At 72.4% G+C, this 25,597-nt stretch carries 19 protein-coding genes and 2 pseudogenes; 2 read left to right on the top strand and 19 right to left on the bottom strand.

Annotation, left to right across the window (positions count from 1 at the left end):
• Window positions 1-13: 13 nt before the first annotated feature.
• The 4 genes from ABZU53_RS28890 to ABZU53_RS28875 form a co-directional block, all read right to left on the bottom strand.
• Window positions 14-235, bottom strand: a complete 222-nt coding sequence (locus ABZU53_RS28890) for a winged helix-turn-helix domain-containing protein (protein ID WP_355068636.1) — start codon at window positions 233-235, stop codon at window positions 14-16.
• Window positions 235-2,679: a DUF4132 domain-containing protein gene (locus tag ABZU53_RS28885; protein WP_355068652.1), complete on the bottom strand. Its 2,445-nt coding sequence runs from the start codon at window positions 2,677-2,679 to the stop codon at window positions 235-237. Before ABZU53_RS28885 ends, ABZU53_RS28890 begins: the two co-directional genes overlap by 1 nt.
• Window position 2,680: 1 nt before the next feature.
• Window positions 2,681-3,073: a hypothetical protein gene (locus ABZU53_RS28880; RefSeq protein ID WP_355068634.1), complete on the bottom strand. Its 393-nt coding sequence runs from the start codon at window positions 3,071-3,073 to the stop codon at window positions 2,681-2,683.
• A gap of 103 nt (window positions 3,074-3,176) precedes the next feature.
• Window positions 3,177-4,082: an endonuclease/exonuclease/phosphatase family protein gene (locus ABZU53_RS28875; RefSeq protein WP_355068633.1), complete on the bottom strand. Its 906-nt coding sequence runs from the start codon at window positions 4,080-4,082 to the stop codon at window positions 3,177-3,179.
• A gap of 101 nt (window positions 4,083-4,183) precedes the next feature.
• Here ABZU53_RS28875 and ABZU53_RS28870 point away from each other — a divergent pair, with 101 nt between their 5' ends.
• Window positions 4,184-4,513: an NIPSNAP family protein gene (locus ABZU53_RS28870; RefSeq protein ID WP_355068631.1), complete on the top strand. Its 330-nt coding sequence runs from the start codon at window positions 4,184-4,186 to the stop codon at window positions 4,511-4,513.
• Window positions 4,514-4,558: 45 nt separating this feature from the next.
• On the opposite strand, the gene ABZU53_RS28865 is transcribed toward ABZU53_RS28870, so the two are convergent.
• The gene (locus ABZU53_RS28865; protein WP_355068629.1) at window positions 4,559-5,752 is read right to left on the bottom strand and encodes an endo-1,4-beta-xylanase; all 1,194 of its coding nucleotides are present in this window, start codon (window positions 5,750-5,752) and stop codon (window positions 4,559-4,561) included.
• Between the two features lie 321 nt (window positions 5,753-6,073).
• Window positions 6,074-11,536, bottom strand: a complete 5,463-nt coding sequence (locus ABZU53_RS28860; RefSeq protein ID WP_355068628.1) for a carboxyl transferase domain-containing protein — start codon at window positions 11,534-11,536, stop codon at window positions 6,074-6,076.
• Between the two features lie 488 nt (window positions 11,537-12,024).
• On the opposite strand from ABZU53_RS28860, the gene ABZU53_RS28855 reads away from it, so the two are divergent.
• Window positions 12,025-13,002, top strand: a complete 978-nt coding sequence (locus tag ABZU53_RS28855) for an NAD(P)-dependent oxidoreductase (protein ID WP_355068626.1) — start codon at window positions 12,025-12,027, stop codon at window positions 13,000-13,002.
• Window positions 13,003-13,123: 121 nt separating this feature from the next.
• Here ABZU53_RS28855 and ABZU53_RS28850 read toward each other — a convergent pair whose 3' ends face one another.
• From ABZU53_RS28850 to ABZU53_RS28790, 13 genes and pseudogenes are all read right to left on the bottom strand, one after another.
• Window positions 13,124-13,477, bottom strand: coding sequence for a hypothetical protein (locus ABZU53_RS28850; RefSeq protein WP_355068655.1), 354 nt, complete (start codon window positions 13,475-13,477; stop codon window positions 13,124-13,126).
• A gap of 58 nt (window positions 13,478-13,535) precedes the next feature.
• Window positions 13,536-13,826: pseudogene (locus ABZU53_RS28845) on the bottom strand (class I SAM-dependent methyltransferase); the annotation flags it as partial.
• Between the two features lie 135 nt (window positions 13,827-13,961).
• Window positions 13,962-14,732, bottom strand: coding sequence for an ABC transporter ATP-binding protein (locus ABZU53_RS28840; RefSeq protein ID WP_354862134.1), 771 nt, complete (start codon window positions 14,730-14,732; stop codon window positions 13,962-13,964).
• Entirely contained in the window at window positions 14,732-15,475 is a 744-nt protein-coding gene (locus tag ABZU53_RS28835) for an ABC transporter ATP-binding protein (protein ID WP_354862132.1), read from the bottom strand. The genes ABZU53_RS28840 and ABZU53_RS28835 overlap by 1 nt, the downstream gene beginning before the upstream one ends.
• Window positions 15,472-16,500, bottom strand: a complete 1,029-nt coding sequence (locus tag ABZU53_RS28830) for a branched-chain amino acid ABC transporter permease (RefSeq protein WP_355068624.1) — start codon at window positions 16,498-16,500, stop codon at window positions 15,472-15,474. The genes ABZU53_RS28835 and ABZU53_RS28830 overlap by 4 nt, the downstream gene beginning before the upstream one ends.
• Window positions 16,497-17,393, bottom strand: coding sequence for a branched-chain amino acid ABC transporter permease (locus tag ABZU53_RS28825; protein WP_355068622.1), 897 nt, complete (start codon window positions 17,391-17,393; stop codon window positions 16,497-16,499). Before ABZU53_RS28825 ends, ABZU53_RS28830 begins: the two co-directional genes overlap by 4 nt.
• Entirely contained in the window at window positions 17,390-18,583 is a 1,194-nt protein-coding gene (locus tag ABZU53_RS28820) for an ABC transporter substrate-binding protein (RefSeq protein ID WP_354862127.1), read from the bottom strand. The genes ABZU53_RS28825 and ABZU53_RS28820 overlap by 4 nt, the downstream gene beginning before the upstream one ends.
• 38 nt (window positions 18,584-18,621) lie before the next feature.
• A complete protein-coding gene (locus ABZU53_RS28815; RefSeq protein WP_007460021.1) occupies window positions 18,622-19,026 on the bottom strand; it encodes a roadblock/LC7 domain-containing protein in 405 nt (134 codons plus the stop codon).
• A gap of 16 nt (window positions 19,027-19,042) precedes the next feature.
• Window positions 19,043-21,421 carry a nitrate- and nitrite sensing domain-containing protein gene (locus ABZU53_RS28810; RefSeq protein ID WP_355068620.1) on the bottom strand — a complete coding sequence of 793 codons (2,379 nt, stop codon included), beginning with the start codon at window positions 21,419-21,421 and terminating at the stop codon, window positions 19,043-19,045.
• Window positions 21,422-21,675: 254 nt separating this feature from the next.
• Window positions 21,676-22,155, bottom strand: coding sequence for a helix-turn-helix transcriptional regulator (locus ABZU53_RS28805; protein WP_354862059.1), 480 nt, complete (start codon window positions 22,153-22,155; stop codon window positions 21,676-21,678).
• 241 nt (window positions 22,156-22,396) lie between these two features.
• A complete protein-coding gene (locus tag ABZU53_RS28800) occupies window positions 22,397-23,689 on the bottom strand; it encodes a cytochrome P450 (RefSeq protein ID WP_354862061.1) in 1,293 nt (430 codons plus the stop codon).
• 369 nt (window positions 23,690-24,058) lie between these two features.
• Window positions 24,059-25,009: a hypothetical protein gene (locus tag ABZU53_RS28795; RefSeq protein ID WP_355068618.1), complete on the bottom strand. Its 951-nt coding sequence runs from the start codon at window positions 25,007-25,009 to the stop codon at window positions 24,059-24,061.
• 86 nt (window positions 25,010-25,095) lie between these two features.
• Window positions 25,096-25,597 (bottom strand): annotated as a pseudogene (locus tag ABZU53_RS28790) (hypothetical protein); the annotation flags it as partial.

Raw genomic sequence — 25,597 nt, 5'->3', positions numbered from 1 at the left:
GGCCGGCCTGAGCTCATCCCTCGGCTACGTAGACACCTTTACCGGGATGTCCCTCAACCAACCCGCGGTCCTTGAGGATGGTCATGACCCGGTTGATGGTGGAAATGTGCACGGCGTGCTGCTCGGCAAGCTCCCGTGTGGACGGTAGCTTCTCGCCCGGCGCAAGTTCTCCGGACTTGATCTTTCCGGCGATCTCGTTCGCTATGCGCCGGTAGTCCACTCTCTCGGTCGGCATCAGTCGACCTCGACGGGTCGCAGTTGGCTCAGCACGGTGGGGTCGGTGATCCGGTCGTCGGCGGCCAGCATGATCGCCTTGGACAGGATCGTGGACAGCATGGGGTCGTCGTCGAACGGCAGGTGCAGACGCCCGGTCTGTGCGCGCGCGGCGACGATGCACAGGTACGCGTCGTCGGGCTCCATCATGACGTTGCCCGACCCGAGGTGGATCCGGTACGCGCGCAGGGTCCCCCGGACCCGCAGATACCGGTCCGTGAGGTCCACCCGGTCGGCGATGGCCATCCTGGGCAGCAGCCGCGTCAGCGCGTCCCGGCGTACCTGCGCCGACGGGGTCAGCTCCGCCACGGCGGTGCGCTGCCAGTAGGCGGAGAATCGGTCCTCGCCGCGATCGGCCCACTGCGGGTCGGTGGCGATCGAGGTGACGCCGACGAACAGGTCCACGTCGCGCATGGCCTCGGTGAACACCAGCGGTGGCACGTCGATGACCGGCGCGGGCAGCCAGGTCGTCCCGTCGTGTCGGGCGAAGCGCACCTGGTCGGTGGAGCAGTACTCGACGTCGTAGTGGTGTGGATCCGGGTTGTCGACCAGCGCGTGGTGGAAGGACGCCCGCCACGCCCCGCCGCCGAAGACCTTCGTGGCCTCGCTGTCGTACCCGCCGTCCCAGGTGCCAAGGTAGCCGGCCTGCCAGCCACGGGCGCGCAGCAGGGCGTTGGCCTGCCGGTAGCGCAGGATGTGCCCGGCGTACCGGTTGGAGTAGGTGTGCGTCTTCTCCTCGGCCGGCGTGCGCGGGTAGACCTCCCGGAAGACCTGCTTGAACGGCTGCGTCAGGCTGGCGGCGACCAGGTGCCCACGCCACGCCAGCACCTCGGCAGTGCTCGCGCGGACGGGATGCCACAGCCGGACCGACCCGTGCGCGAGGGACCGGCCGTCCCGGTCGACGATCGTCCACCCGTCGCCGTCCCGTCGGGGCAGGCCGGCCGTCCAGCGCTGGCCGTCGGTGCTGGTCTCCCACAGCAGGCGCCGCCCGTAGGTCGCCGTGACCGGGTGGTCGAGGAAGCGCGACGACCAGTCCGGGTACGACCAGGTGCGCTCCTCCGACAGCAGCCCCTCCACCCGCTGGCGCTCGCTGACCAGGGTCGCGCCGATCCGCTTGACGACGTCCCTCAGGTGCGTGAGCTCGTCGCCATGCGTCTGCTTGACCTGGGCCGGGACGCCCTTGAGCGCAACGCCGTCGCGGGCGAAGACCAGGCGTGCCCGGTCGCCCACGATCTCGACCGTCGCCTCGTACGGGCCGACCGGTGTGCGCAGGCACCCGTCGGGCCCGAGCCCGTGGTCGTCGACGGTCAGCTCCATGACCTCGCTGAGCGTCCACCCGCGTCGCGCGCCGAGCTGGGTCAGCGCGGCCTGGACCCGGCTCCGCACGGCCTTGTTCCGGACCGTCACGGCCAGCCGGGCCAGCGTGCGCAGCGGCACGTCGCCGTCGCGGTCGGCCAGCAGTCGTACCGCCGCGATCGCCGTGCGCGGGGCGTACGGGAACCCGGCGGCCTGGCGCGGCGCTGCCGCCGCACCGGCGGTGACCCGCGCCAGCAGGTCCGTCGCTCCTTCGTCGCGCTCGCGCGACAACGCCCAGACCAGCCCGCGCAGGAGGCGGTCCGAGTCGTCGTGGACGGTCCGGCCGTGGGCGGTGAACGCGTCGAGCAGCCGGCGTACGACCTGCCGGCCGCCGTGCGCGGCCGCGAGCAGTTCGTCGAGGCGGCGCAGCCACTTCGCGGTCGCCGCCGGTTTGTCCAGCGCGGCGCAGTGCTCCAGCAATTCCGGCACCCCCGGCGCGACGAGGTCGGCGCCCAGGTCGGCGCGTACGGCTGGCCCGAAGGTGTCCCCGCCGTGCAACAGCGACGACGGCAGGCGACTGCCGGTGGCCCGGTCGATGGCCCGCCCGAGCAGCGTCACGGCACGTCGGCGGGGCCCCGCCGCGATGAAGTAGTCGTCGACCAGCTCACTGACCAGGGCGGACAGCGCCGGCACCAGGTCGGCCAGCTCGGCGGCCGGCAGGCGCGGAGCGATCAGGGCGGGCAGCTCCAGGTCGGCGCCGTTGTCGAAGCCGGCGCCGCGAGCGAGGACGTCCAGGCACCACACCAGGTCCGCCCGCGTGAACGGGACGTCCTCGGCGGCGAGGCTGCGTACGACGTCGTTCAGCGCGGTGGGGATCGAGCCGCTCGCCGACTCCCGGTGCACGGCCAGGGCGGCGCGGCGACGCTCCTCGGCCGGCCACGACTCGACGGTGGCCCACTCCGGCACGCTTGTCACCGAGGAACCCCAGAAGTACGTGCTCGCGATCCTCAACACCGCCCGGATCCGCTCGTCGGCCTCGGCGACACCGGTCTCCACCTGTCGCCGGTCCGCATCGCTCAGGTGGGGCAGCAGCGCCGTCCAGTCGCCCATGTCAGCCACCCACCAACGCGACGAGCCGGACGAACGCCACGTCCGGGTCGGTACGCAGGTCCATCTCCTCGTCGAGGTCCTCGATCTGGCGGTCGCCGACCAACAGCAGGAAACCGTTACGGGCGAACGCGGCGCAGGCGCGATCCGCCTGCGCCACCCAGTCGAGTCGCCTGCCCGGGGTGACCCGGTAGCCGTTCAGCGTCGCCTCCGTGTCGGTCGGCTGGACCAGGCCCCGGAAGTGCCGCGGCTGCTGGGCGTTGAACCGCGCCACCTCCTCGCGCACCCGCAGCCGGACAAGTTCCCGCGCCGAGATGCGCTCCGGCAGGCCCGCCAACGGCCAGCTCTCGATGGCTCTGCCGGTCGCTGTCTCATCCCGAACGATCACCGTGACCATGCCCTGTGCTCCCTGCTCTGAGATGAGCCGCAGCATGGCACGACCCTCCGACGAGAAGCGCCGTAGGAACTGTTCTGCCGAGCGCACCCGCTGGCGGCTGTCGTCAGCGGCGGGTCGGCCGTGTGTCCTCGATGACGAGGGTGGCCAGCAGGGCGGGGTGGTCGGTCGCCCCGCCCATGCCCACCGACCGGGTGCAGCAGAGCACGATGTCGGTGCTCGCCAGGATGTGCTGCACCGCGCCGTCGCCGACGCGCAGGTAACCGGGCGGCGTGCAGGACCGTACGTCGGGGTCGTCGCCGAGGCGGAGGTTGAGGTCGCCGCTGAGCACGGTGGGCGCGTACCCGGTGCTTCGCGCGATGGCGGGCAGGATCTCGTCGAGCAGGTGGCCGCACTGGGTGAGCGCGACGGCGCGGCTGGTCGCCGCCAGGTGGGTGGTGCAGGCGTTGAGGGCGCCGCCGACGTGGACGCAGAGCCAGGGTCGTTCCTCGGGGTCCGCGACGTCCTGTGCGGGGTGGATTCCACTGTGCACGGCGTACCGGCTGTCGGCCGCCGGCAGCCGGGTCAGCAACCCGATGCCGTACGCCTGGCCGTTGCGGCACCGGGTGTCGGCGCCGCTGGGGCGGTCGCCGGCGGCCTGGAAGGCGGACACGACCGCCGCGCCGCGGTGGGTGGCCGCGAACACCGCCTCCAGGGTGGGCACGTCGTCCCGGCAGATCTCGTTGAGGGTGACCAGGGCTGGTCGTTCGGCCCTGATCACCTCGGCGGCCCTGGTCAACGCCCGCCCGGTCCAGCAGCCGGCGCGACCGCTGTTGCACAGGTTCATCTGCAGCACCCGGACCGTCGTGGGCGCGGGAGCCCCGGCCACCGGCGATTGGGCCGGCACCCCGGCGACGGCGATGAGGCAGCCGGCGGCGAGCGCTCGGCGGATCGCGCGATACGGGCCGGCGCCACGGCGGCCGAGGAGCGCGCCTCGGATTCGGGTGGTGTCGCCGGGCGGATCTGTCGACATGCGGGCTCCGGCAGGGCAGGCGACAGTCTTCGCCGAGGTGCCCGTGATCCTACTGCCGGCCGTCGCGCGGCAGTGCCCGGTGCGAGCCCTATGGTGGATCAATGATCACGTGCGTTGTGCACTACACCATCGATCCCGCGCAGATCGACGCGTTCGAACGGTTCGCCCGCGCCTGGATGCGGCTCGTGGCCCGCCACGGCGGCGTGCACCACGGCTACTTCCTGCCCGCCGAGGGTGCCAGCGACCGGGCCGAGGCGTTGTTCAGCTTCGAGAGCCTGGCGGCGTACGAGCGGTACCGCGCACGGTTCGGCGACGACCCGGAGTTCGTCGCGGCCGACGCCATCCGCGACGAGTCGGGCTGTGTGGTGCGCTACGAGCGGACGTTCATGCGCCCGCTCCTGCCGGAGGACGACCTGGCCGTGCCGCGCTGACACGGGCCGTGCGGGGAGGGTGGACCCCGCACGACCCGTGCCGGTTCAGCGGTGCGGCCTGGGCGCGATACGCGGCAGGACGTACGGCGGGCCGGCGAAGATCAGGTCTGACTTCAGCTCCTGGTACGCCCGCTTGGGCTGGTAGTTCTCGTCGTAGATGGTGGCCAGACCCTCGGGCGGGTCGTTGAACCAGTCCGGCACCCACGAGTACTTGTCACTGAAACCCCAGACGGTGTACGACAGGCAGGTGCGCACCGCGAGGCACGCCTTCATCAGCACGCTGAAGTTGGCCGCCGACGCCTGCAACCGGGGGTTGATCTCGGCGGAGTTGCCGGCCCGGACCGCCTCGGTCATCTCGCTGCGGACGTCGACCTCGGTGAACGCGGTGGCCAGGCCGAGCGCGGCGAACCGCTTCAGGGCGGCGGTCACCTGCAGGGTGTCGAAGTTGCCGTACTGGGTGCCCAGGTGGCCCTGCGAGCCGACGCCGTCGATCGGGACGCCCCGCGCGCGCAGCCCCTTGGCCATGTCGTAGACGAACTGCGTCTTGTCGTCGGCCGGGTTGCCCGAGCCGAACGCCTCGATGTTGTAGTCGTTGTAGAACAGCAGCGCCGTGGGATCGGCGGCGCGGGCCCAGCGGAACGCGTCGGCGATGTAGTCGGGGCCGAGGTTCTGCGCCCAGAAGCCCTTGTAGTGCAACGTCGACGGGGTGTCCCAGGGGTCGCTGACCGCCTCGTTGACCACGTCCCACTGCCAGATCCTGCCCTTGTAGCGGTTGACGACCGTGGTGATGTGCTTGCGCAGCAGCTCACGCAGCTCCTGCTTGGAGATGCTGCCGTCGGCGACGCCGCTGGTCAGCCAGGCGGGCAGTTGGTTGTGCCAGACCAGCACGTGGCCGCGCACGGCCTGCCTGTTGCGCTTGGCGAACTCGACGAGCTGGTCGGCGGCCGTCCAGTCGTAGGTGCCCCGGGTGGGCTCCAGGCTCTCCCACTTCATCGCGTTCTCGGCCGTGACCGAGGAGAACTCGGAGGCGGCCAGCCGGCGGTACTGCGGGTCGTTGGCGTCGTTGAGGGCTGTCGCGTTCACCGCGGTGCCGATCTTCAGGCCGTGACGTTGGCCGAGGGTCGCGAGGCTCTGCGTGGTCGGGTCGTACGGCCGGCTCGCGGTGGCCGGCATCGCGTTCAACGCCGCAGCGGTCGCGACGGCGACGAGGCCGGCGCTGATCCACCGTCTTGGCTTCATCTGCCTTCCTTTCGAGCATGATCGACAAACGTCGATCTTTGAAGGGAGGGTGCGGCCCGGGGATGAGTGGGCGGGGTGCGGTCTCGGGTTCGGTGGTGCTCTCCGAAGCACCGGAAACTCGTTCGAAACATTATGGCCGTCGATGGGGCTCGTCAACTCTGAAAACTTCCGGAAAAAACTCGGGTGAGCTGCGCGACTGTGGAGAGTCATCAGATGAAAGTTTCGACGGGTGCGCGGTGCGGCCGGCCTGCCAACGGCAGTGGGGACGGCACCGACCGGGATGGGTCGGCGCCGTCCCCACCATGCGGGATCGGCAGCTGATCAGCCGCGCAGACGCGCCTCGATGGCCTCGATGACGCGCGGACGCAGCTCGGCGGCGCGGATGACGGCGTCCACCGAGCCCACCTCGACGGCGCGTTGGATGTTGTGCACCCGGTCGAACTCCGTGGCCACCTCGCCGAGCTTCTCCGCCCGCACCGACGAGCGCAGCTCGTCGAGCTCGGCGGCCAGCGCGGCGCGCTCGGTGCCGGCCGCGGCGGCGACGCGGGCCTCCAGGGCTCGCACCCGCTCGTCGGCGGCCGTACGGGCGTTGACGTCGGCGGAGAACACCACCGCCGCGGCGGGAGCGCCGCCGAGCACCGAGGCGAACGACCCCTCCAGCGCGAGCACCGTCATGCTCGGGTTCAACGCCTTCGAGAACACCACGAAGGCGCCGCCGTGGTAGCGCGAGATCACGCAGAAGACGATCGGGCCCTGGAAGTTCACGATCGCCCGGCCGATCTCGGCGCCGTACTCCAGTTGCAGCTTGCGCATCGACTCCGGCGAGCCGTCGAAGCCGGACAGGTTCGCCAGCACGACCAGGGGCCGGTTGCCGCTGGCGGCGTTGATGGCCCGCGCGGCCTTCTTCGACGAGCGGGGGAACAACGTGCCCGCCGTGTAGGTGTCCGGGCCGTCGGTGGGCGGGAACCCGCGCCGCGGCACCGACCGGGACTCGATGCCGAGCAGGCATACCGGGATGCCGCCGAGGTGGGCGTCCTGCACGACCGCGGTGTCGGCGTCGGCCATGCCCGCCCACCGCTCCAGCACCGGGTGGTCCTGGTCGGCGAGGGCCCGCAGCACCGTCCGGATGTCGAACGGCTTCTTGCGGTCCGGGTTGGCCTCGGCGGAGAAGATCTCACCGACCGTGCGGAAGGGGCTGCCCGCCACGTCGTGCGGGAACGTGGAGACGTCGCGGTCCACCGGGTCGGTGGTGCTCGCCCGCCGCGGCGCGTCCTCGCCGGGCGCGACGTACGTGTGCTCGTAGTGGGCCATCAGCACGTCCCGCGCGGCGGTCAGGTTCGGCGCCCAGTACTGCGCCTGCCCGTTCGGCCCCATCACCCGGTCGTAGCCGCCGATGCCGAAGTTGTCCTCGGCGGACACCCCGCCGGAGAAGTCGAGCGACTGCTTGCCGGTGAGCACCATCGCCGAGTCCGGCGTCATCACCAGGACGCCCTTGGTGTGCATGAGCATCGTGGCCTCGGCGTTCCAGTACGGCTGCGCGCCGACGTTGATGCCCGCCACCACGATGTTGATCTCGCCACCGGCCTGGGTGAACTCGACGATCCGCTTGAGGGCGGCGGCCACCCAGTCCATGTTCTCCGTACCCGAGGTCATCGAGATCCGGGCGCCGGCGGACAGCGCCCACCACTCCAGCGGCACCCGCATCCGCTCCGCGAGGTCCAGCGCGGCGATCACCCGCCGGCACTCCGGCTCGGACAGGGCGCCCAACGACTTCGTCGGGTCGCCGAGCAGCACGACCCGGGTGACACCCTCCGGATGCAGCGTGGCCGGCGTGGTGACGACACCGGCGACGATCGCGGCGCGGTTGCGCCCCTTGGGCCGGTCCACCGGAATTAGCGCGTGCGCGTCGTCGAGGTCGTACTCGACGAAGTCACCGAGTCGGCTGGTCAACTCGTACGGGTACACCGTGTTGCGGCTGCTGGCCCGCAGCACCTTCAGCCGGTACTCGTCGAGCGGCTCGACCGGCTCGACCGGGGGCGTGCCGACGGCCAGCTCCGCGCCGCCCGCGGCGTCGAACGAGATCCGTACCGCGATCTTGGTCAGCTCGCCGGTGCGACGGTCGCGCTGCCGCGCGATGAACAGGATCTCCTCCAGCCCGGCGCCCACTGTCGTCGGGCGCACGCGCCCGGCGATCATCTCCATCTCCTCGCGGGTCAGCTCGCTCGGCGGCCAGACGTAGACGACGATCCGGTTGGTGGTGAAGCGCGTCTTCGACGGCCGCCGCGACTGGGCCCGGCGGATCGAGTCGAGGCAGGCCGCGATGGCGTCCTCGGTCGTCGGCAGCGCCACCAGCCGGCCGTCCTGCTCGCGCAGCTCGGTCAGGTCGCGCACCTGGGCGAACGCCACGAGACGCTCGTCCGCCGGGTTCTCCCGCGCCACGCACTGGAAGAGGTAGACCTCCTCGTCGGACGACGGCAGCCGGGTCAGGTCGAACTTGTGCAGCCGCTCCAGCTGCATCCGCTGCGCGATGTACGGGTGCAGACCGCGGATCAGCCGGTCCTCGACCATTCCGCCGTCCGACGGGCGGAAGGTGAAGTGGTGGTGCATGACCGCCCCGCCGCGACCCGCGACGGTGGCGGTGAGCCGGCGGACCTGCGCCGGAAGCGGATGTGCGGTGATCACCTGGAGCAGCGCGGCGGCCATCGCGTCGAAGTCCTCCGGCTGGTTCTCCCAGCCGAGGTAGATGTCGGCGTCGACGGAGTCCTCGTCGCCGGCCAGCTCGGCGAGCCCGCGCAGCGCCCCGCCCAGCGCGTCGAAGCTCACCGCCGTGGAGACCACACTGGAGTCCGCGCGTTCGGCGACCACGAAGGCGCAGTCGGCGACCTCGCGGGTCCGCACCCGGGTGAGGGCCTTGTTGCCGTAGTAGCGGCGGGTGAGCACCTCCAGCATGATCGTGTTGTCCAGGTGGTCACGGACCAGGCGCTGGCCGAGCAGACGCACCAGCGGCTCGGTGCTGCGGACCATCTCGGCGATGCGCTCGGCGCGGTCGGGGGCGTCCGGGTGCGCGTCCAGGTGTCGCAGGTGCGCCCGGATCTGGGCGTAGACGCGGGCCCGGTTGCGGCGCAGCAGCGGCTGCGCGAACCAGGCGAACACCACGCCCCGGGCCAGGTCGGCGATGGCGGGGAAGCGGACCTGCGTCGCGGCGATCAACCGCTCCAGCGCCAGACCGGCCGGCTCGCGCAGCGACTCGTCCGGCGGGGTCTCCCGCAGCCACTCGCGCAGCAGCGACGCCACGACTGTGGCGTCGGCGGACGCCCGCTGCTGGGCCAGGAAGATCCGGAACACGGCGGCTTCCAGGCCGGGGGAGCGCTCCAGGTCGGTGACGCCGTAGTGGCTCAGTGCCTTGGCGAGCCTGGCCTGGAAGGCGTCGGGCAGCCCGGCCCGCTCCACGTCGAGGCTCTGCAGGTAGGTGTGGAAGTACTCCCGGGCGCTGCGGACGTGGGCGCCGCCGTCCTCGCCGGTCGGCCGGTTCCGGCTCAGCTCGGCCAGGTCGGCGAACACGTCGACGAGGTCCACCTCGGCGGCCAGCGGTCGGTGCCCGTCCTCGGCGGCCAACCGTCGCACCACGAGGTAGTCGTCGAGCACCCGGCGGTCGTCGTGCGGGTCCACGTCGAAACCGAGCAGTAGGCCGCGCAGATCCTCCTGACCGCGCCGGCTGCGCTCGTACGCCCCCGCGTTGTCGTCGGCGGCGGGCAGGTCCAGCTCGACGCTGGCGACGCTCGGGCCGGCCGCGGTCTCGGTGGCCTCGTCGGCGAGCGGCTCCAGCCGCAGCAGCGGCGCACCCGCCTCCACCTGGCTGCCCACCGAGACGGCGCACTCCTTGAGCCGGGCCTTGAACGGCGCGCGCAGCACCGTCTCCATCTTCATGGCCTCCAGCACCAGCACCGGCGCCCCCGCCTCGACCTCGGCGCCGACCTCCAGCGGAGTGGCGACGACCAGCGCGGGCATGGGGGAGCGCAGGACGCCGCCCTCGTCGCGGCTGACCCGGTGCGTCACACCGTCAACCTCGACGAGGTGGGTCGGCCCGTGCGTGCCGGTGAGCAGGCGGTACCGGATGCCGTTGACGACGATCTGGCCGGTGTGCCTGTCGAAGCGGTCCAGCTCGACGTCGGCGGTGCGCTCGGCGCCGCCCGCCTCGATGCCGACGCGGAACCGGTGCGCCCCGATCCGCGCCACCCGCATCCGGTAGGTGACCCCGCGCAGCTTGAGGTCCAGCGGCCGGCCGCTGGCGTGCTGCACCTGCGGGCGGCCACCGGCGGCGGTCGACAGCAGCCGCTGCCGCTCGGCGCGCTCCTCCTCCTCGTACGACTCGATGGCGGCGGCGGCCAGGGCGACCGCGGAGTGCCGGTGCGTCACGAGTCGGCCTTCGCCCCGGACCCGGTCGATCCAGCCGGTGTCGGCGCTGGCGTCGATGATCTCGGGCTGGTCGAGCAGGTCGAGCACGAAGCTCTTGTTAGTCGCGCCACCCTCGATGATCACCGTGGTGTTGGCCATCGCCCGGCGCAGCTTGCCGAGCGCCTCGTCGCGGTCACGCCCGTACGCGATGATCTTCGCGATCATCGAGTCGAAGTCGGCCGGGATGGTGTCGCCCTCGCTCACGCCGGTGTCCACCCGGATGCCCGGGCCGGCGGGCAGGTCCAGCCGCGCGATGCGCCCCGGTGACGGCGCGAAGTCCCGGTCGGGGTCCTCGGCGTTGAGCCGGGCCTCGATGGCGTGCCCCCGCTCGGCCGGCGGCTCGCCGACGAGCCGGCCGCCGGACGCGACGTGCAGCTGCGCCTTGACCAGGTCGAATCCGGTGGTCAGCTCGGTGATCGGGTGCTCGACCTGCAGGCGGGTGTTGACCTCCAGGAACGCGAACAGCCGGTCCCCGGGGTGGTAGAGGAACTCGACGGTCGCCGCGCCCCGGTAGCCGACCGCCACGGCGAGCCGCTCCGCCGAGGTCTTCAGCTCGGCCGCCTGGGACGCGTCGAGCACCGGCGAGGCCGACTCCTCGATGACCTTCTGGTTGCGCCGCTGCACCGAGCAGTCGCGCACGCCGAGCGCCCACGCGGTGCCCTGGCCGTCGGCGATCACCTGGACCTCGACGTGCCGGGCGCCGGTGACCAGACGCTCCAGGAACACGATGCCGCTGCCGAACGCCCGCGCCGCCTCCTGGCTGGTGCGCTCGTACGCGTCGGCGAGTTCGGTCTCGTTCGTGATCACGCGGATGCCGCGCCCGCCGCCGCCGGCCGTCGCCTTCAGCATGAGCGGGTATCCGATCTCGGCCGCCGCCGCCCGGGCGGCGTCCAGGGTCTCGACGGCGCCGCGGCTCCACGGCGCGACCGGCACGCCGACCTCCTCGGCGAGCAGCTTCGCACCGATCTTGTCGCCGAGCTGGCGCATGGCCTCCGGGCTCGGCCCGACGAACGTGACCCCGATCTTCTCGCACAGCTCCGCGAACGCCGGATCCTCGGCCACGAAGCCCCAACCGACCCACGCGGCGTCGGCGCCGGTCTCGGTCAGGGCGCGCTCCAGCGTCGCCAGGTTCAGGTACGGGCGGGCGGACGCCGGACCAAGGTCGTACGCGATGTCCGCCTCGCGCACGAAGGTGGCCGTGCGGTCGACGTCGGTGTGGAGGGCGACCGTCTCGATCCGGCTGCCCGTCTCCGCGGCCAGCTCTCGGACCGCGTGGATGAGCCGCATGGCGGCTTCACCACGGTTGACGATGGCGACACGGTTGAACACCCGACTGACCCCTTTGGTAGACCATGATGTGCGTGCCGGACGTCGACGGCTCCCGGCAGTGGTCACTTTTCCGGCTCCGGACGGACAGCGCCATGGCGCAACCGCCGAACCAACCGTCGCTGTGTTGTAGGAACCCAACAAAACTTTTTGGCTGTCGAGCCGCGGGCGTCGATCTCCGCCCGATCCTCGGCGTGAATGCCCAGACGTCACCTTCGGGGTGTTTGCCACCTTTTCTCCATTGCCGCCGGGACGGCTCGGCTGGCCCGCATACGCCGTACCGCCCAGTCGTAGCGTGGAGGGGTGAGTCACCGGGATGACGTGCGAGAGTTCCTGCAGAGTCGTCGCGCACGGGCCGGCACGGAGCACATCGACCAGCGGGCGCGTGAGTCGCTCTCTGCCTAACCTCACCTGATCCGGACCGAGCCGAAGCGCTCAATTCGCGGCGACCCCGCCCTTACATGCCGGCCCCTCTGAACGAACGGATCATCATGCGCGTACTCGTCGTCGGTGGCAGCGGCCACATCGGTACCTTTCTCGTTCCCCGCCTCGTACGCGCCGGCCATGACGTGACCAGCATGAGCCGGGGAACCCGTAAGGCGTACTCCGACAGCCCCGAATGGCAGCAGGTCACGCAGGTCGTGGTCGACCGCGAGCAGCAGGACATCGATGGCACCTTCGGAGCCACCGTCCTGGCGCAGCACCCCGACGTCGTCATCGACCTGCTCAGCTTCACCATCGAGAGCACCACCGCCCTGGTCGAAACGATCCGCGGCCAGGTCGGCCACCTCGTGCACTGCGGATCGCTGTGGCGGTACGGCCCCAGCATCAAGCTGCCCATCAGCGAAGGCGAAGGCACCCCCGCCATCGACGAGTACGGCACCCAGAAGGAAATGATCGCCCAGTACCTCAAACGGGAAACCGCGAGCGGCGGCCTGGTGACGACCTCCGTGCACCCGGGTCACATCGTCGGACCCGGATGGCACCCGACGGGTGTGCTCGGCAACACCAACCCCGAGACCTGGGCGGACATCTCCGCCGGTCGCACTCTGCGCATCCCCGGCAGCGGCGCCGAATCGATGCATCACGTGCACGCCGACGACGTCGCGCAGGTGTTCGAGCTCGCGGCCACCCACCGTGACGCCGCGGCAGGCGAAGACTTCCACGCCGTTGCCGCACACGCACTGAACGTGCGCGGTTACGCCACCATCGCGGCCGGCTGGTTCGGACAGCAGGCGACACTCGAATCAATCACCTGGGATGAGTTCCGCAGCATCACGACGCCCGAGTTCGCCGAAGACAGCTGGGGCCACCTGCAGCGCAACCACGTGCTGTCCATCGAGAAGTCCCGCGCCCTCCTCGGCTACGCACCCGCCTGGGAACCGGAAGACGCGATCCTCGAGTCCGTGAGCTGGCTTATCGAACACGGCAAACTGTCGGTGGAGAACCCGCTCACCGGCAAGCTGTAGAGACGTCATGAGTACCCGATCGCGCACCTGAACCCCGCCAACGACGCCGCAGATCTTTCCTAGGACGCTTTAGGGGGTGTGTGGCCCGCCACGCACACCGGCTGCGGGCCACACCGGTGACCTAACCGGCCCGACGGCCGCGCGTCGAGACGAAGTGGTACGACATGACGGCGAACGCGGGCTCGCGCGTCAGTCGACGGAAGGCGTTCAGCTGCTGGGGCGACAGGCCCGCCGCCAGCAGGTCCGGCTCCAACTGACGGGAGTTCGTCTCGTAGAGCGACGTGCCGGTCGACCCGCCCGCCCAGCTCTGCGAGTGGGTCATGGTGTCGACGTCGGTGAGGCCGGCGAGCGTCATCTCGGTGTGCACGTCCTGCGCCCACCCCAGGTCGGCGCCGTGGTCCTGCAGCACACGCATCATGGTGTCCATCACCTGCGCGAACAGCTTCGCCGCGTCGTCGCTCGGCGCGTTCAGCACCCGCACCGGCGTGGTGCAGTCGAACTCCTCGACGACCAGCCAGCCGCCTGGGCGTCAGCGCGCCGGCGAGGGTGCGCAGGACCCGTCGGCGCTCGGGCAGGTGCAGCAGCACCAGACGGGCGTGGATCAGGTCGAACGCGTCCCCGGGCGGGGCCTCGGTGCGCACGTCGTGCCGGCGTACGCTCAGGTTGCCCTCCGCCCGCAGGTGCGTGGGGTCGATGTCGGTGGCCAGCACGCGGCCGTCGTCGCCGGCCGCGCGGGCGATCCGTCGGGCCATCGAGCCGCCACCGGCCCCGACCTCCCAGCAGGCCGACCCGAGGCGCAGGACCGGGCGGGCCAGGCGGCGCATCGTGATCGGGTCCAGGAAGGACTCCAGCGCCCGCATCTGCGGGACCGCGTCCGGTGCGCCGTTGTCGAAGGTGTACGCGGCATCGCCTGTGGGAGTCGCCATCGTCTTCTGCCTCTCCGAGAGGGATCGGGTGACCTACGGGGTGTCGGCCCAGAGCCGAGGGGTCGATCGGGTGGCCGGGGGCGGCCCGGTGGCGGCGATGCTGACCATCGCCTCCAGCGGGCCCGGGTCGCTGCGCGCCTCGGCGGTCGGCCGGTCGTAGACCACCCGGCCGTACTCCAGCACCGCGACCCGGTCGGCGATCTCCAGCGCGTGGCGGAGCTGCTGTTCGACGAGCAGCACCGTCAACCCGCCGGCGGCCAGGTGACCGATGAGGTCGCGGACCCGCGCGGCCAGGTCGGGGGCGAGCCCCTCACAGGGCTCGTCGAGCAGCAGCACCCGTGGTTGACCGAGCAGCGCGCGGGCGATGGCCAGCATCTGCTGCTCGCCGCCGGACAGTTCGCAGCCACGGTGGCGCAGCCGGACCGCCAGCCGGGGCAGCAGTTCGAGGATCCGGGGCACCGTCCAGCCCTCGCCGCCGGGTGTCGCGGCCCGCCACGGCGCCGCCGCCAGGACGAGGTGCTCGGCCACCGTCAACCGGGAGAAGACCCGCCGGCCCTGCGGGACGAGACCGACGCCGGACTGGGCGACCCGGTGGGGTTGCCGCCCGGCCACGTGGACGCCGCCGATCTCGATGCGGCCGCTGGAGGCGCGCACCAGCCCGGCGATGGTGTGCACGAGGGTGCTCTTGCCGGCCCCGTTGCGGCCCACCACCGCCTGGATGCTGCCCGGCGGTACCCGCAGGGTCACCTCGTGCAGCACGATTCCCCCGGCGTAACCGGCGCAGAGCCGCTCCACGTACAGCATCAGGACACCCCGTCGGCGTAGGCCTGCCGCACCAGCGGCGAGGTACGGATCTCGTCCGGTGTGCCGGCGGCCAGTGTCCGGCCGTCGCGCAGCACGGTGACGGTGTCGCAGAGGGCGTACACCAGGTCGAGGTGGTGCTCGACCAGCAGCACGGCGACCTGCCGGGGCAGCGCCGCCAGCAGCTCGGCCAGCCGGCCGACCTCGGTGGCCGACAGCCCGGCCGCCGGTTCGTCGAGCAGCAGCAGGCGGGGACGGCCGGCGAGGGCCATCGCGATCTCCAACTGCCGACGTTGGCCGTGGGCGAGGTGACCGGCGGGCACCGTCGCGAGGTCGGACAGGCCCAGCTGGTCGAGCAGCCCGGTGGCGCGCTGGCGGGCCGCGTCCCGAGTCCCACCGGGCCACCACCTGCGCCGCCGGATCGTTCGGGGCAGCGCGGCGACCTCGATGTTCTCGGTCGCGGTGAGCGTCGCGAAGACCGCGGGTCGTTGGTGGATCCGGTTGATGCCGCGGCGGGCCCGTGCCGCCGGCCCGAGCCGGCTGACGTCGCGGCCGGCGAAGCGCACCGTGCCGCGCTGTGGCCGCGTCGTGGCGCCGAGCACGTTGAGCAGGGTCGTCTTCCCGGCCCCGTTGGGCCCGATCAGGGCGTGTCGCTGACCGTCGTGCACGCACAGGTCGACGTCGGTGAGCGCGGCGAGTGAGCCGTACCGCACGCTGATCTTCTCGGCGCTGAGCAGGCAGTTCATACGCGCAGCTCCGACGTCGGGCCGCGGTCGCCTGTGGGTGCCGCGTCCGGGTGGCCCGGCGCGGGGATCGGTCGTCGTGGGCTGCCGCGCGGTCGGCGGACCCGGGTGACGCCGGTGGGCAGCAGGTACACCGTCGCCACGAACAGGGCGCCCAGCACCAGCGGCGCGTGACCGGGCAGCACCCCGAACAACCAGTCGCGTACGGCGATGACGAGCGCCGCCCCGACCAGCGCGCCGCCGACCGAGGCGGTGCCGCCGATGACGACGCCGAGCAGGAGCAGCGCGGAGGTGTCGAAGCCGAAGTCGGCGGGGGAGATGTACCGCTGGGCGACGACGAGCAGGGAGCCCGCGGCGCCGGCGATCGCCCCGGCGGCGACGTGCGCGCCGGACAGGTACAGCCCCACGCGGTGCCCGCTGGCCCGCAGCCGCATCTCGTCGTCCCGGCCGGCGCGCAGCAGCAGCCCGACCCGGGTCCGCAGCAGCAGGAGCACCGCGCCGACGAGTGTCGCCACGACGACCAGCGTGTAGAGATAGCGGGCCTGGTCGGTGGCCAGGATCGGCAGGCCCCACAGTGGACGGATCGGATCGATGCCGGCCAGGCCGTCGGTGCCGCCGGTCACCGACCGCCAGCGCCCGAGAACGGTCACGACGAGCTCACCGACGGCCAGGGTGATCATCAGCACGATGACGCCCCGGGCCGGGACGACAAGCGGCAGGGTCACGGCGGCCAGCGTCGCCCCGGCGAGCGCCGCCACGGCGACCTGCACGACGCCGACGTCGGAGACCTGGCTGCCGAGCACGGCGCTGGCGTACGCGCCTGCGGCGTACGGCGCGGTCTGGCCCAGGGTGGGCATGCCGGCGACACCGGTGAGCAGCGCCACGCTCACCCCGACCAGGCCCAGCGCCAGCGTCCGGGCGAGGATCGCCGCGGTGTAGTCGTCCACCACCCACGGCGCCACGACCAGGCCGGCCAGGACGACCGTCGCGACGGCGACGCGTACCCGGCGGATCACCTCCTCCCTCACGTCGCCGCCCACCGCAGGGCCAGGCCCCGTGCCCGCACGGCGAGCACGGCGGCCATGGCGGCGAACAGCAGGAACGGGGCGGCCGACGGCAGCAGCGCCACGCCCAGGGTCTGGATCTCCCCGATCGCCAGCGCCGCGAGCAGAGTGCCCACCATGGATCCGAGGCCGCCGAGGACGACGACCACCAGCGAGAGCAGCAGCACCGTGTCGGCGGTGTCCGCGCCGGGGCCGATGATGGGGGCGCCCAGGACCCCGGCCGCGCCGGCCAGCGCGCCACCGGCGGCGAGCACACCCACCCTGATCCGCGCGGGGCTCACGCCCAGGCAGGCGACCATCTCCGCGTCGTCCACGGCGGCGCGGACCAGCATCCCGGCCCGGGTCCGCCGCACCGTCAGGTAGAGCCCGGCCGCGAGCGCCGCGGCCACCACGATGAACACCAGCCGGTACGCCGCGTAGCGGTGCCCGGCGACCGCCACCGACCCGTCGAGGGCGGCGGGCACCAGGACCTGCGGATCGTCGGGCCCGAAGCCGGCGACGAGCAGGCTGCCGCCGGCCAGCGCCACCCCGAAGGTCAGCAGCGCCTGGGTGAGATGGTTGCCGGTGGCGACCGGTGTGAGCAGGCCGGCGAGCAGCACCCCCGCCGCGGCGGCGGCCAGCACGCCGACACCCAGCGCCAGGGCCAGACTCGCCCAGCCGCCGTCGAACAGCGCCGCGGCGCTGTAGCCGCCGATCGCGTAGAGCATGCCGTGCGCCAGGTTGAGGATGTTGGCGACGCCGAAACAGAAGACCAGGCCCGCCGCCGCCACGAAGACGAGCAGCCCGTAGGCGACACCGTCCAGCGCCGGGATGACGTACGGGTCGATCCGGTTCGGGCCGGCCGCCACCGTGATCACCGGCCGATGGTCGCGAGGTCACCCACGACGGTGTTGGACAGCGCCCGGCCGTCCTGGCGGACCTGACGCAGGTACCACTTCTGCACCGGTGAGTGCGTGACCGTGGAGAACTGCCACGCGCCGCGCGGGCTGGCGACCTGCCCGAGTTTGCCGATCTGCGCGTTGATCGCCTCCGGGGTCGGGTCGCTCCCGGCGGCCCCGATGGCCCGGTCGAGCACCGCCGCCGCGTCGTACGACGCCAGGGCGTACGTCGTCGGCGACCCGTCGTGCTTGGCCTTCCACGCCGCGACGAAGCCCCGGTTCTCGGCGTTGTCGAGGTCGGGGGAGTAGTTGAGCACCGAGAAGATGTCCCGGGCCGCCTCGCCCTGCGCGTTGAGCACGCCGCCCTCGGTGAGGAAACCCGCCGCGTACAGCGGAACGTCCTTGATCTCGGACTGCGCGTACTGCTTGACGAAGTCGACGGCGGCGCTGCCGGCGTAGAAGGTGTAGACCGCCTGCGCGCCGGAGGCCTTGATGCGGGCGAAGTACGGCGTGAAGTTGGTGGTGGCCGGGAACGGGGTGAAGGTGGTCTTGCCGTCGGGGTTGGCGAGCGTTCCGCCGGCCTTGGCGAACGCCTCGGTGAAGCCGCGCAGCTCGTCCCAGCCGCCCTGGTAGTCGGGGCCGATGGCGTACACCGAGCCCTTGACGTTGTCCCGGACGTGCTGGGCGATCGCGGCGCCCGGCTCGTCGGAGAGGTACGAGGTGTGCCAGACCCGGGTGACGTCCTTGATCTCCGGTCGGCCGTTGGAGCCGACGAGGGGGACCTTGGTCTCCTGCAGCAGCGGGTAGACGCCGGCGACCGAACCGCCGCCGACGATGCCGGTGAGCGCGGCCACGCGGTCCTGCTTGAGCAGCTTGGTCGCCGCCGGCACGGCGGTCGCGGCGCCGTTGCCCTCGTCGGCGACGACGAGGTCGACCTGCCGGCCGCCGAGCTTGCCGTCGTGCGTGTCCAGGTACAGCTCGAAGCCGTCGCGGATCTCCTTGCCGACGGACTGGTACGTCCCGGACAGCGAGGCGAGCAGACCGATCTTGATGGATCCGCCGCCGGTCGTGCCGGGCTCGTCGTCGGCGCAGGCTGTGCTGACGGTCAGCACGAGCGCGAGCAGCACGGCGGCGAGGGCACGGCTGCGCGCAGGGGTGGTGAGGGACATGTCGTCTCCAGGGGAAGGGGAGGGGTCTGTCGGTGGGGTCAGCGGCTGCGGGCGAGCGCCGCACGGGCCGCGGGGGTCAGCGCGTCGCCGATCCGGTTGGCCAGCTCCGTCATCTCGTAGGAGACCTTGCCCACGTCGCACTCGGGCGCGGCGAGCACCAGCAGCGACGCCCCGTCGTTGAAGGCCATCGAGAACATGAAGCCGCCTTCGAGCTGGGTGACGTTGGAGATCACCGCCCCGGCGTCGAAGAAGGCCGCCGCGCCGCGCAGCAGGCTGACCAGGCCGCTGCCCGTCGCGGCGAGCTGGTCGGCCCGGTCCGGGGGCAGGTCGCGGGTGGCGGCCACCATCAGGCCGTCACTGGAGATGGCGATCGCATGGCTGACCTCGGTCGCGCGCTCGGCGAAGCTGTCAAGCAGCCAGCCGAGGTCCTGGTGGTCGGTCACGTGCTCTCCCTGTCGGTCATGAGTTGCCGAGGTTGATCGGGGTGCGCCGGCGGGCCGCCACTCCGCGCGCGTACGCGGCCATCGCGCTGGCGACCTGGGCCGGGTCCCGGTATTCGGAGCGTTGCTGTTGCTGCCCCACGGCGACGCCGCCGGGCACCAGGTGCCGTTGCGGCTGTCGTTTGGGCAGGCCGGAGTTGGTGGTCGCGGCCACGTCGGGCGTGTGCGCCTGCGCGGCGGTACGCCAGGCGTCGTCGGCGGGACTGGACCACTGCCGACCGTCGGAGGCGTCGACGACATCGGCGTGGAACCAGTGGTTGACCTGTTCGAAGATGAGCAGCTCCTCGGTCGGCGCGTCGCCGCGGTCCGCGCTGGGCGTCGGGCGGAACACGGGCGCCGCCGGCAGGGTCCGCGCCGCGGGGGCGTGCCCGGCGGTCGGCTCCGACCGCGGCCGGTACGGCGGGGGTGCGGACGTGCGGGCTGCCCGCCGCGACAGCCGGCCCGGCGCGAGCAGGAACTCCTCCGGCGGCAACGACCGGATCATCGCCGCGGGCAGCGTCGCCTCGGCGAGGGTGCCGCGGCGGGGGCCGCGACGCAGTTGGACGCTGGCTCCCAGGCGGGCGGCGAGCTGACCCACGACGACCAGCCCCATGGCCCGCACGGCGGCGACGTCGATGGCGGGCGGCCGGGCCAGCAACTCGTTGAGCTGCTGCAACCGCTGTGGGGGCAGGCCGACGCCCTCGTCGCTGATCTGGATGATGACCCGGTCGCCGAGGCTGCGGCCGCTCACCCAGGTCTCGCTGCCCGGCGGCGAGTACGCGGTCGCGTTGTCCATGAGTTCGGCGAGCAGGTGCACGACCTCGTCGACGGACTTGGCGGCGACGGCGACGTCGCCGTCGACCATGCCGAGCCGGATGCGCGCGTAGTGCTCGATCTGGGACAGGGCCGCCTGGAGCACCTGTTGCAGCGGCACGTCGTGTTGGCGTACCCGGCCGACGCCGACGCCGCCGAGCACGAGCAGGCTGGCGTTGATGCGGCCCATCCGGGTCGCCAGGTTGTCCAGGGTGTAGAGCTGGTCCAGGCGGTCGGGGTCGGTCTCGTCCCGCTCGACCCGGTCGACCTGAGCCAGGACGGCGTCGACCAGCCGCTGTTCGCGCCGGCTCAGGTGGATGAAGATGTCGGCGGTGTTGGCGCGCATCACGGCCTGTTCGGCGGCGGTCCGCACGGCGGCCTGGTGCACCGCGCTGAACGCCTGACCCAGCTCGCCGATCTCGTCGTCGCTGGAGGGTTCGAGGGCCGCGGTGGACTGTTGACGGGCCAGCTCGTCGGGGTCGACGCTCGCGCTGTCGGGGCGTTGCAACCGGGCCACCACGGCGGGAAGTTGTTCGAACGCGACGGCGTTGGCCGCGTCGCGCAGCCGTCGCAGCCGGCGGGTGATCTGCCGGGCGACGGCCCAGGTCACGAGCGCGGTGAGCAGCAGCGCCAGCAGCACGCCGACCGCCTCGGCCACGGCCCTGCGACGCTGGTTGGCGTGGGCGGCCCGGACGTCGTCGAGCACCGCGACGTCGACGCGCCCCCGCAGGTCGGCGAGGCGGGCGGCGCGCTGCTGCGTCGTGGCCACCCAGTCGGCGGTCTCCAGGCGCAGTGGCGTGCCCGGCTGGGCGCGGGACACCTCGTCCTGCATCCGTTGCAGGGCGAGCGCCTCCTTGCCGGTGCCGGCCTGCTCCCACCAGATGCTCCACTCGGTCGGGGCGAGGGCCAGGAACGACAGGCTGGACTCGGTGTAGCTGGTGCGGGCGGCGGTGATGTCCTGCTGGGTGGCGGGGGTCAACTCGCCGGCCGCGACGGCGCGGAGCACGGCGACCTGCTGTTGGCCGATCGCCTCGGCGGTCTTCGACAGGGCGGCCGAGGCCCGGATCCCGTCGGCGAGCCCGGCGTTGACGACGCTGTGCGAGACGTTCTCCCGGAAGGTGATCAGGTCGGCGATCGCGATGCGGTAGCTGAAGGTCATCGCGGACACCGAGGCGTGCTCGGCCGTGCGGACCTGGGTGCGCAGCGGAGGCAGGCCGTCCAACGCCGCGTCGACGCGGCGCAGGAGCGCCGCGTTGGCGTCGGCGGGCACCTTGTCGCGCTGTCGGCGGTACCGCTCGACGGCGGCGTCGGTGGCGGCCAGCTCCACGCCGAAGGCGTCCTGCTGCTCCGCGTCGGGGTGGGTGAGCAGGTCGGCGGCGGCGGCCCGTTCGCGTTGCAGCCGGTACGCCAGGTCGCCGGCCTCGGCGCCGAGGCGTGCCACGACCTCCAGGTCGCTGGCGCGGGTCGTCTGGCGTGCGCTCTCGGTCAGCGCGAGGCCGGCGAACCCGATCACGGCCACCAGTGGCGCCGCCACGATGAGGCGCATCCGGCCGGCGATCTTCCAGGCGCGTCGTTTCCTCGGGTAGGGTCGGGCCGCGTGGGACCTCGTGCTCGACGCCAAGATTGACTCCCGCGACTCGTCGATGACGGTCTATCCGCACCTTGCCGAATGCAAGTCCCATTCCGCCGGAACCCGCGCTCGGAGGCCAGACCTGGCGGTGGTACAAACTGGCCGTACCAGCATCTGTACCCAGAGTCAGCGGCCGGTGGCGCACGGCGGTCGTTCGTGGGCGCCCGCGCTCAGCGCTGGTCGTCGAGGTGCTCGGGCGCGCGGCGCGGCCCGGGATCGTCCGCTTCCGGTTGGCTGCTGAGCACCTGGCCGATCAGCTCGCGCAGCTCGTCGATGGCGTCCACCACGGCGCCCGGGTCGCGCGCGTCGCGCCGACTCCGCTGGCGCGGTACGGGCGGATCGAGTCGCGCCTGCTCCGGGGATCGTGGGCCCCGTCGGCCGTCGGCCGCCAACTGCTCGGCCGCGACCTGCGGCCACAGGGACGCCAGCAGGCCGCCGGTGTCGAGCACGTCGTCGCAGCGCACCGCGAACTCGTGGCTGCCGAAGCGGCGGCCCGACTCCACCGCGGCGACCGTCTCCCGGCTGAACCGCACCAGGTCCGCCAGGGCCCGCTGGGTCAGTCCCCGTCGGACCCGGCAGCTGCGCAGCTCCCAGCGGAACTGTTGGCTGGCCGCGGAGTGAGCTGCGCTCGGCGGGGGCGTGTGCTCCATGCGCTCACCTTCGTGGCACCCGCGAATCAGCAGCAGGTGTCAGATCGAGATTGGCCGGCGGGCTGAACATTCATAGGGGGCAATTCTTAACCCTGAACGCGATGGGTGTGAAGACATGCGCCGAGATGGATCGCCGCGAAAAGCGCGCGAGGCCACGCGCCGCGCGGCCGGGGCGTGTCGTGTCGGTCCGATCCGGCCGCGTCGGTCGGCCCGCAGGTCACCGCCGCCGGTGTCCTCGTCGTCAGACGGCGTGTGCCTCGGTGGCGGTGGCCGGAGCTTCCGTCGGGTCGTCGGCAGGCGCCAGAATATCGATTGTCGCGACGAGTGTGTGGTGCGCGCGAAATGAAACATTGGGCTTGAACGACCGGCGGTGCTCGGGTGCCAGTCGGAGGCCGGGAATGGCAGCGGCGAGTCGGGTGAGAGTCACGCCGGCCTCCAGTCGCGCCAATGCGGCGCCGATGCAGAAATGCGGGCCGTGGCCGAACGACAGGTGGTCGGCGGCGTCGCGGCGGCGTGGGTCGAACCGGTCCGGGTGGGCGAAGACCGCGGGGTCCCGGTTCGCCGCCCCGATCATCAGCAGACAGCGCGCGCCCGCCGGAATGGTGACCCCGCCCAGGGTGACGTCGCGGCGCGTCACCCGCAGCCAACCGTCGATGGCGGGCGCGAACCGGAGGGTCTCGGTCAGGAAGTCGGGCACGGATCGCGGGTCGGCGACGAGCGCCTGCCATCGCTGCCGGTCGGACAGGGCCTCGTCGAGTGCGTGGGCGAGCAGGCCGGCGGTCGTCTCGTGCCCGGCGACCAGCAGGTTGAAGGCGAGGCTCGCCACCTCGGTCACCGTCAGCACCGCGTCGTCGTCGTCGCGGTAGGCCAGCGCCCGGCTGATGAAGTCGGCGCCGTCGTGTCCACTGTCGAGCCGCTGCCGGACCAGGTCCTGGCAGTAGTGCCAGAACTCCAGCAGACCCCGGGCCAGGCGTACCTGCTCCTGCGGGTCCGGCTGCCCCCAGATCAGGGCGAGCTGACCGTCCGCCCACCGCCGGATCTGGTCGACGTCGGCGTCCGGCACCCCGAGGATGTCCAGGATGACCAGCAGCGGAAGTTCGGTGGTGAACTCACCGACGAGATCCGCCCGCCGGCCCGCTCGGGCGACGAGCCGGGACACCAGGTCGTCGACGCGGCGACGGACGATCGCGCCGTACTCGGCCTCGGCCCGGTCCGCGGTGTTGGCGAAGGTGGCCCGCAGGGCGCGGCGGGTGCGGGGGTGCGTGGGCGGGTCGGCGGCGGCCGTCGTCGGTGGCGCGTCGATCTGCATGATGACGCTCATCGCCTCCGGGCAGACCTCGTAGATCGGGGCGAGGGTGAGGGCGTTGCCGAACGTCGCGGCGTCGGCGAGGGCGTGTCGGACGTCCGCGTGCCGGCTGATCAGCCACAGGTCCAGATCCTCGGCGTAGGGCACCCGGTCGGGATCGTCGAGAATGCGTCGCCAGGCGCTGGCGGGATCGGTGAGATAGACCCCGGAAAACGGATTCAACTGCATCGAACGCCTCCTGACGCGCCGCGCGAAACCAGCGGCGCTCGCATTCCGTACGTCGCCGAAGGCGGGCCGACAATGGTGCGCATCTGCCGCGCGCCCTTCACAGTGCGCCGGCTCGATGCACAAGTCAAGATTGGTCGCTATCTATTTGATGACGTGACAATTGTTCCTCGCGGAACCGTTCCGGCCCTGGCCGGCTGCACCTTGCACCCCGGTGTTTGCCAGCTCCATCCTCGGCCGCAGGCCCGATCGCGTCTCGGCCGTCCACGGTGGTCGATGGGATTGCCGGATTGTGCAAATCCTCATTCCCGGCAACGATTCCGCCGGGACGAAGGTGACGCCCCGGCGACAGGCACAACGCGGGGAGGGCGTTCAGCCATCGGCGCGCTGAGCCGCCGGCTTGGTCAGGTGGGCCAGCCAACCGCCCAGGCGCCCCAGCGCGCCCGTCGATTCGAGCATCGAGATTCCGCCGCCCACCATCGCCACGCCCGCCGTGGCGGCAATCATGCCGACCGGGTACTGCTGGGCGTGGAACGCCAGCAGGCCCAGCACGGTGACCGCCGCCCCGCTGAGCGCCAGCAGCGCCCCGGCGAGGGCGTCGCGCCGCTCGGCGAACACGAAGACGAGCGTCACGCCCAGCCAGCACAGGCCGGCCACCGCGACCAGGGCGGCGGTCACCAGGGATCCCTCGCGAGCCAGACTCACGCTGGCGGGAACGCTGAGCACGCCCAACGCGCCGGCTCGGGACCACGACATGCGGGCCTCCCGCAGCAGCGCGAGGCCGGGGCTGTCCGCGCCGAAGAGGTGCCGGCGGTCGTGCAGGACGAGGAGGCCCAACACCACGGCGAAGGTCCCCAGGGTCACCCCGACGTACCGGGCGCCGGCCCGCTCGACGTGGACGGCGTCGGTGACGACGAACAGGCCCGCGGTGCAGACGCTGATCCCCGCCAGCGAGGTCAGGGCGGTCGCCCGGTCTCGGGCGACCAGCGCGGAGCAGGCGATCGCCACGACCGCCACCAGGGTGAGCGGCCCGGCCCACGACGACGGCGTCGTCACGGCCAGCGCGACACCGGCGACCGCGACGTAGAGCAGGATCCGGGGCAGCGCCTCGGCCAGCGGAGCGCGCTCGTCGATTCGATTGTGGCCGTACACCACCGCCACCACCAGGATCACCGCGCCGACGGCGACCGGCGGGAGGACGGTGGCCAGCTGGTTCAGGGCCACGGCCGAACCCGCCGGGCCGAGCCACCCCACCAACCGCAGCCGCCACCGCGCGGTCCCGGCCCGCGGCGGGGAGGGCTGCGGTTCGCGTACGGACGACATGTCGCCAGCCTCGCACCCGGTCGCCAGTCGCGGCGAGGGCTCGCCGCCGGCCGAGGTGCGGCCGGCGGCGAGCGCGGGTGGACGGATCAGGAGTACGGAAGGCGCAGCACCGACTGGTTGCCGATGCCCAGCGAGGTGGGGTTGTTGCCGATGGCGGACCAGACCTCCACCCGTACCGTGCCGTTGCTCAACGTGCCCAACGTGCCGGTGGCCGAGGCCAGGCCGGCGTTCTGGGTGTAGTGCTCGTAGCCGGGGACCGGGTCGGTGGCGAAGTAGCGCCAGGTCTCCGTCCGGTCCCAGCTGCCGTTTCCGGTCAGGTCGTAGGAGACGCGCACCTGCACCCCGTTGCCGACGGCCGTGCCGGCGTCCAGGAACAGGTCGAACGTGGTCTGCGCCCCGGAGTAGGCGAGGTTGAGGCCGGTCGCCGTGAAGACCTGCGGGTTGGTCGGCGTACCGTCGTGGTTTCCGTTGGCGGCCGCGACCGTGGTCGTGCCCGCGCTGCCGGCGGCGCCCAGCCCGCCACCGGCGAGCAGGTACCGCGTGGGCGAGCCCGAGCTCGGCGGCGGCGTGGTCGGTGGCGCGGTGGTC

The sequence above is a fragment of the Micromonospora sp. NPDC005194 genome (assembly GCF_040608335.1).
Taxonomy (GTDB): Bacteria; Actinomycetota; Actinomycetes; order Mycobacteriales; family Micromonosporaceae; genus Micromonospora.
Note: the sequence above shows the minus strand (reverse complement) of the source record. Positions and strands in the feature narration are given on the sequence as shown.

Bases quoted from the DNA above. Each gene is read 5' to 3' on its own strand.
- ABZU53_RS28880 (WP_355068634.1), bottom strand. From the start codon at position 3,073: ATGGTCACGGTGATCGTTCGGGATGAGACAGCGACCGGCAGAGCCATC.
- ABZU53_RS28885 (WP_355068652.1), bottom strand. From the start codon at position 2,679: ATGGGCGACTGGACGGCGCTGCTGCCCCACCTGAGCGATGCGGACCGG.
- ABZU53_RS28805 (WP_354862059.1), bottom strand. From the start codon at position 22,155: ATGGAGCACACGCCCCCGCCGAGCGCAGCTCACTCCGCGGCCAGCCAA.
- ABZU53_RS28875 (WP_355068633.1), bottom strand. From the start codon at position 4,082: ATGTCGACAGATCCGCCCGGCGACACCACCCGAATCCGAGGCGCGCTC.
- ABZU53_RS28795 (WP_355068618.1), bottom strand. From the start codon at position 25,009: ATGTCGTCCGTACGCGAACCGCAGCCCTCCCCGCCGCGGGCCGGGACC.
- ABZU53_RS28865 (WP_355068629.1), bottom strand. From the start codon at position 5,752: ATGAAGCCAAGACGGTGGATCAGCGCCGGCCTCGTCGCCGTCGCGACC.
- ABZU53_RS28890 (WP_355068636.1), bottom strand. From the start codon at position 235: ATGCCGACCGAGAGAGTGGACTACCGGCGCATAGCGAACGAGATCGCC.
- ABZU53_RS28820 (WP_354862127.1), bottom strand. From the start codon at position 18,583: ATGTCCCTCACCACCCCTGCGCGCAGCCGTGCCCTCGCCGCCGTGCTG.
- ABZU53_RS28835 (WP_354862132.1), bottom strand. From the start codon at position 15,475: ATGAACTGCCTGCTCAGCGCCGAGAAGATCAGCGTGCGGTACGGCTCA.
- ABZU53_RS28800 (WP_354862061.1), bottom strand. From the start codon at position 23,689: ATGCAGTTGAATCCGTTTTCCGGGGTCTATCTCACCGATCCCGCCAGC.
- ABZU53_RS28855 (WP_355068626.1), top strand. From the start codon at position 12,025: ATGCGCGTACTCGTCGTCGGTGGCAGCGGCCACATCGGTACCTTTCTC.
- ABZU53_RS28870 (WP_355068631.1), top strand. From the start codon at position 4,184: ATGATCACGTGCGTTGTGCACTACACCATCGATCCCGCGCAGATCGAC.
- ABZU53_RS28840 (WP_354862134.1), bottom strand. From the start codon at position 14,732: ATGCTGTACGTGGAGCGGCTCTGCGCCGGTTACGCCGGGGGAATCGTG.
- ABZU53_RS28810 (WP_355068620.1), bottom strand. From the start codon at position 21,421: ATGCGCCTCATCGTGGCGGCGCCACTGGTGGCCGTGATCGGGTTCGCC.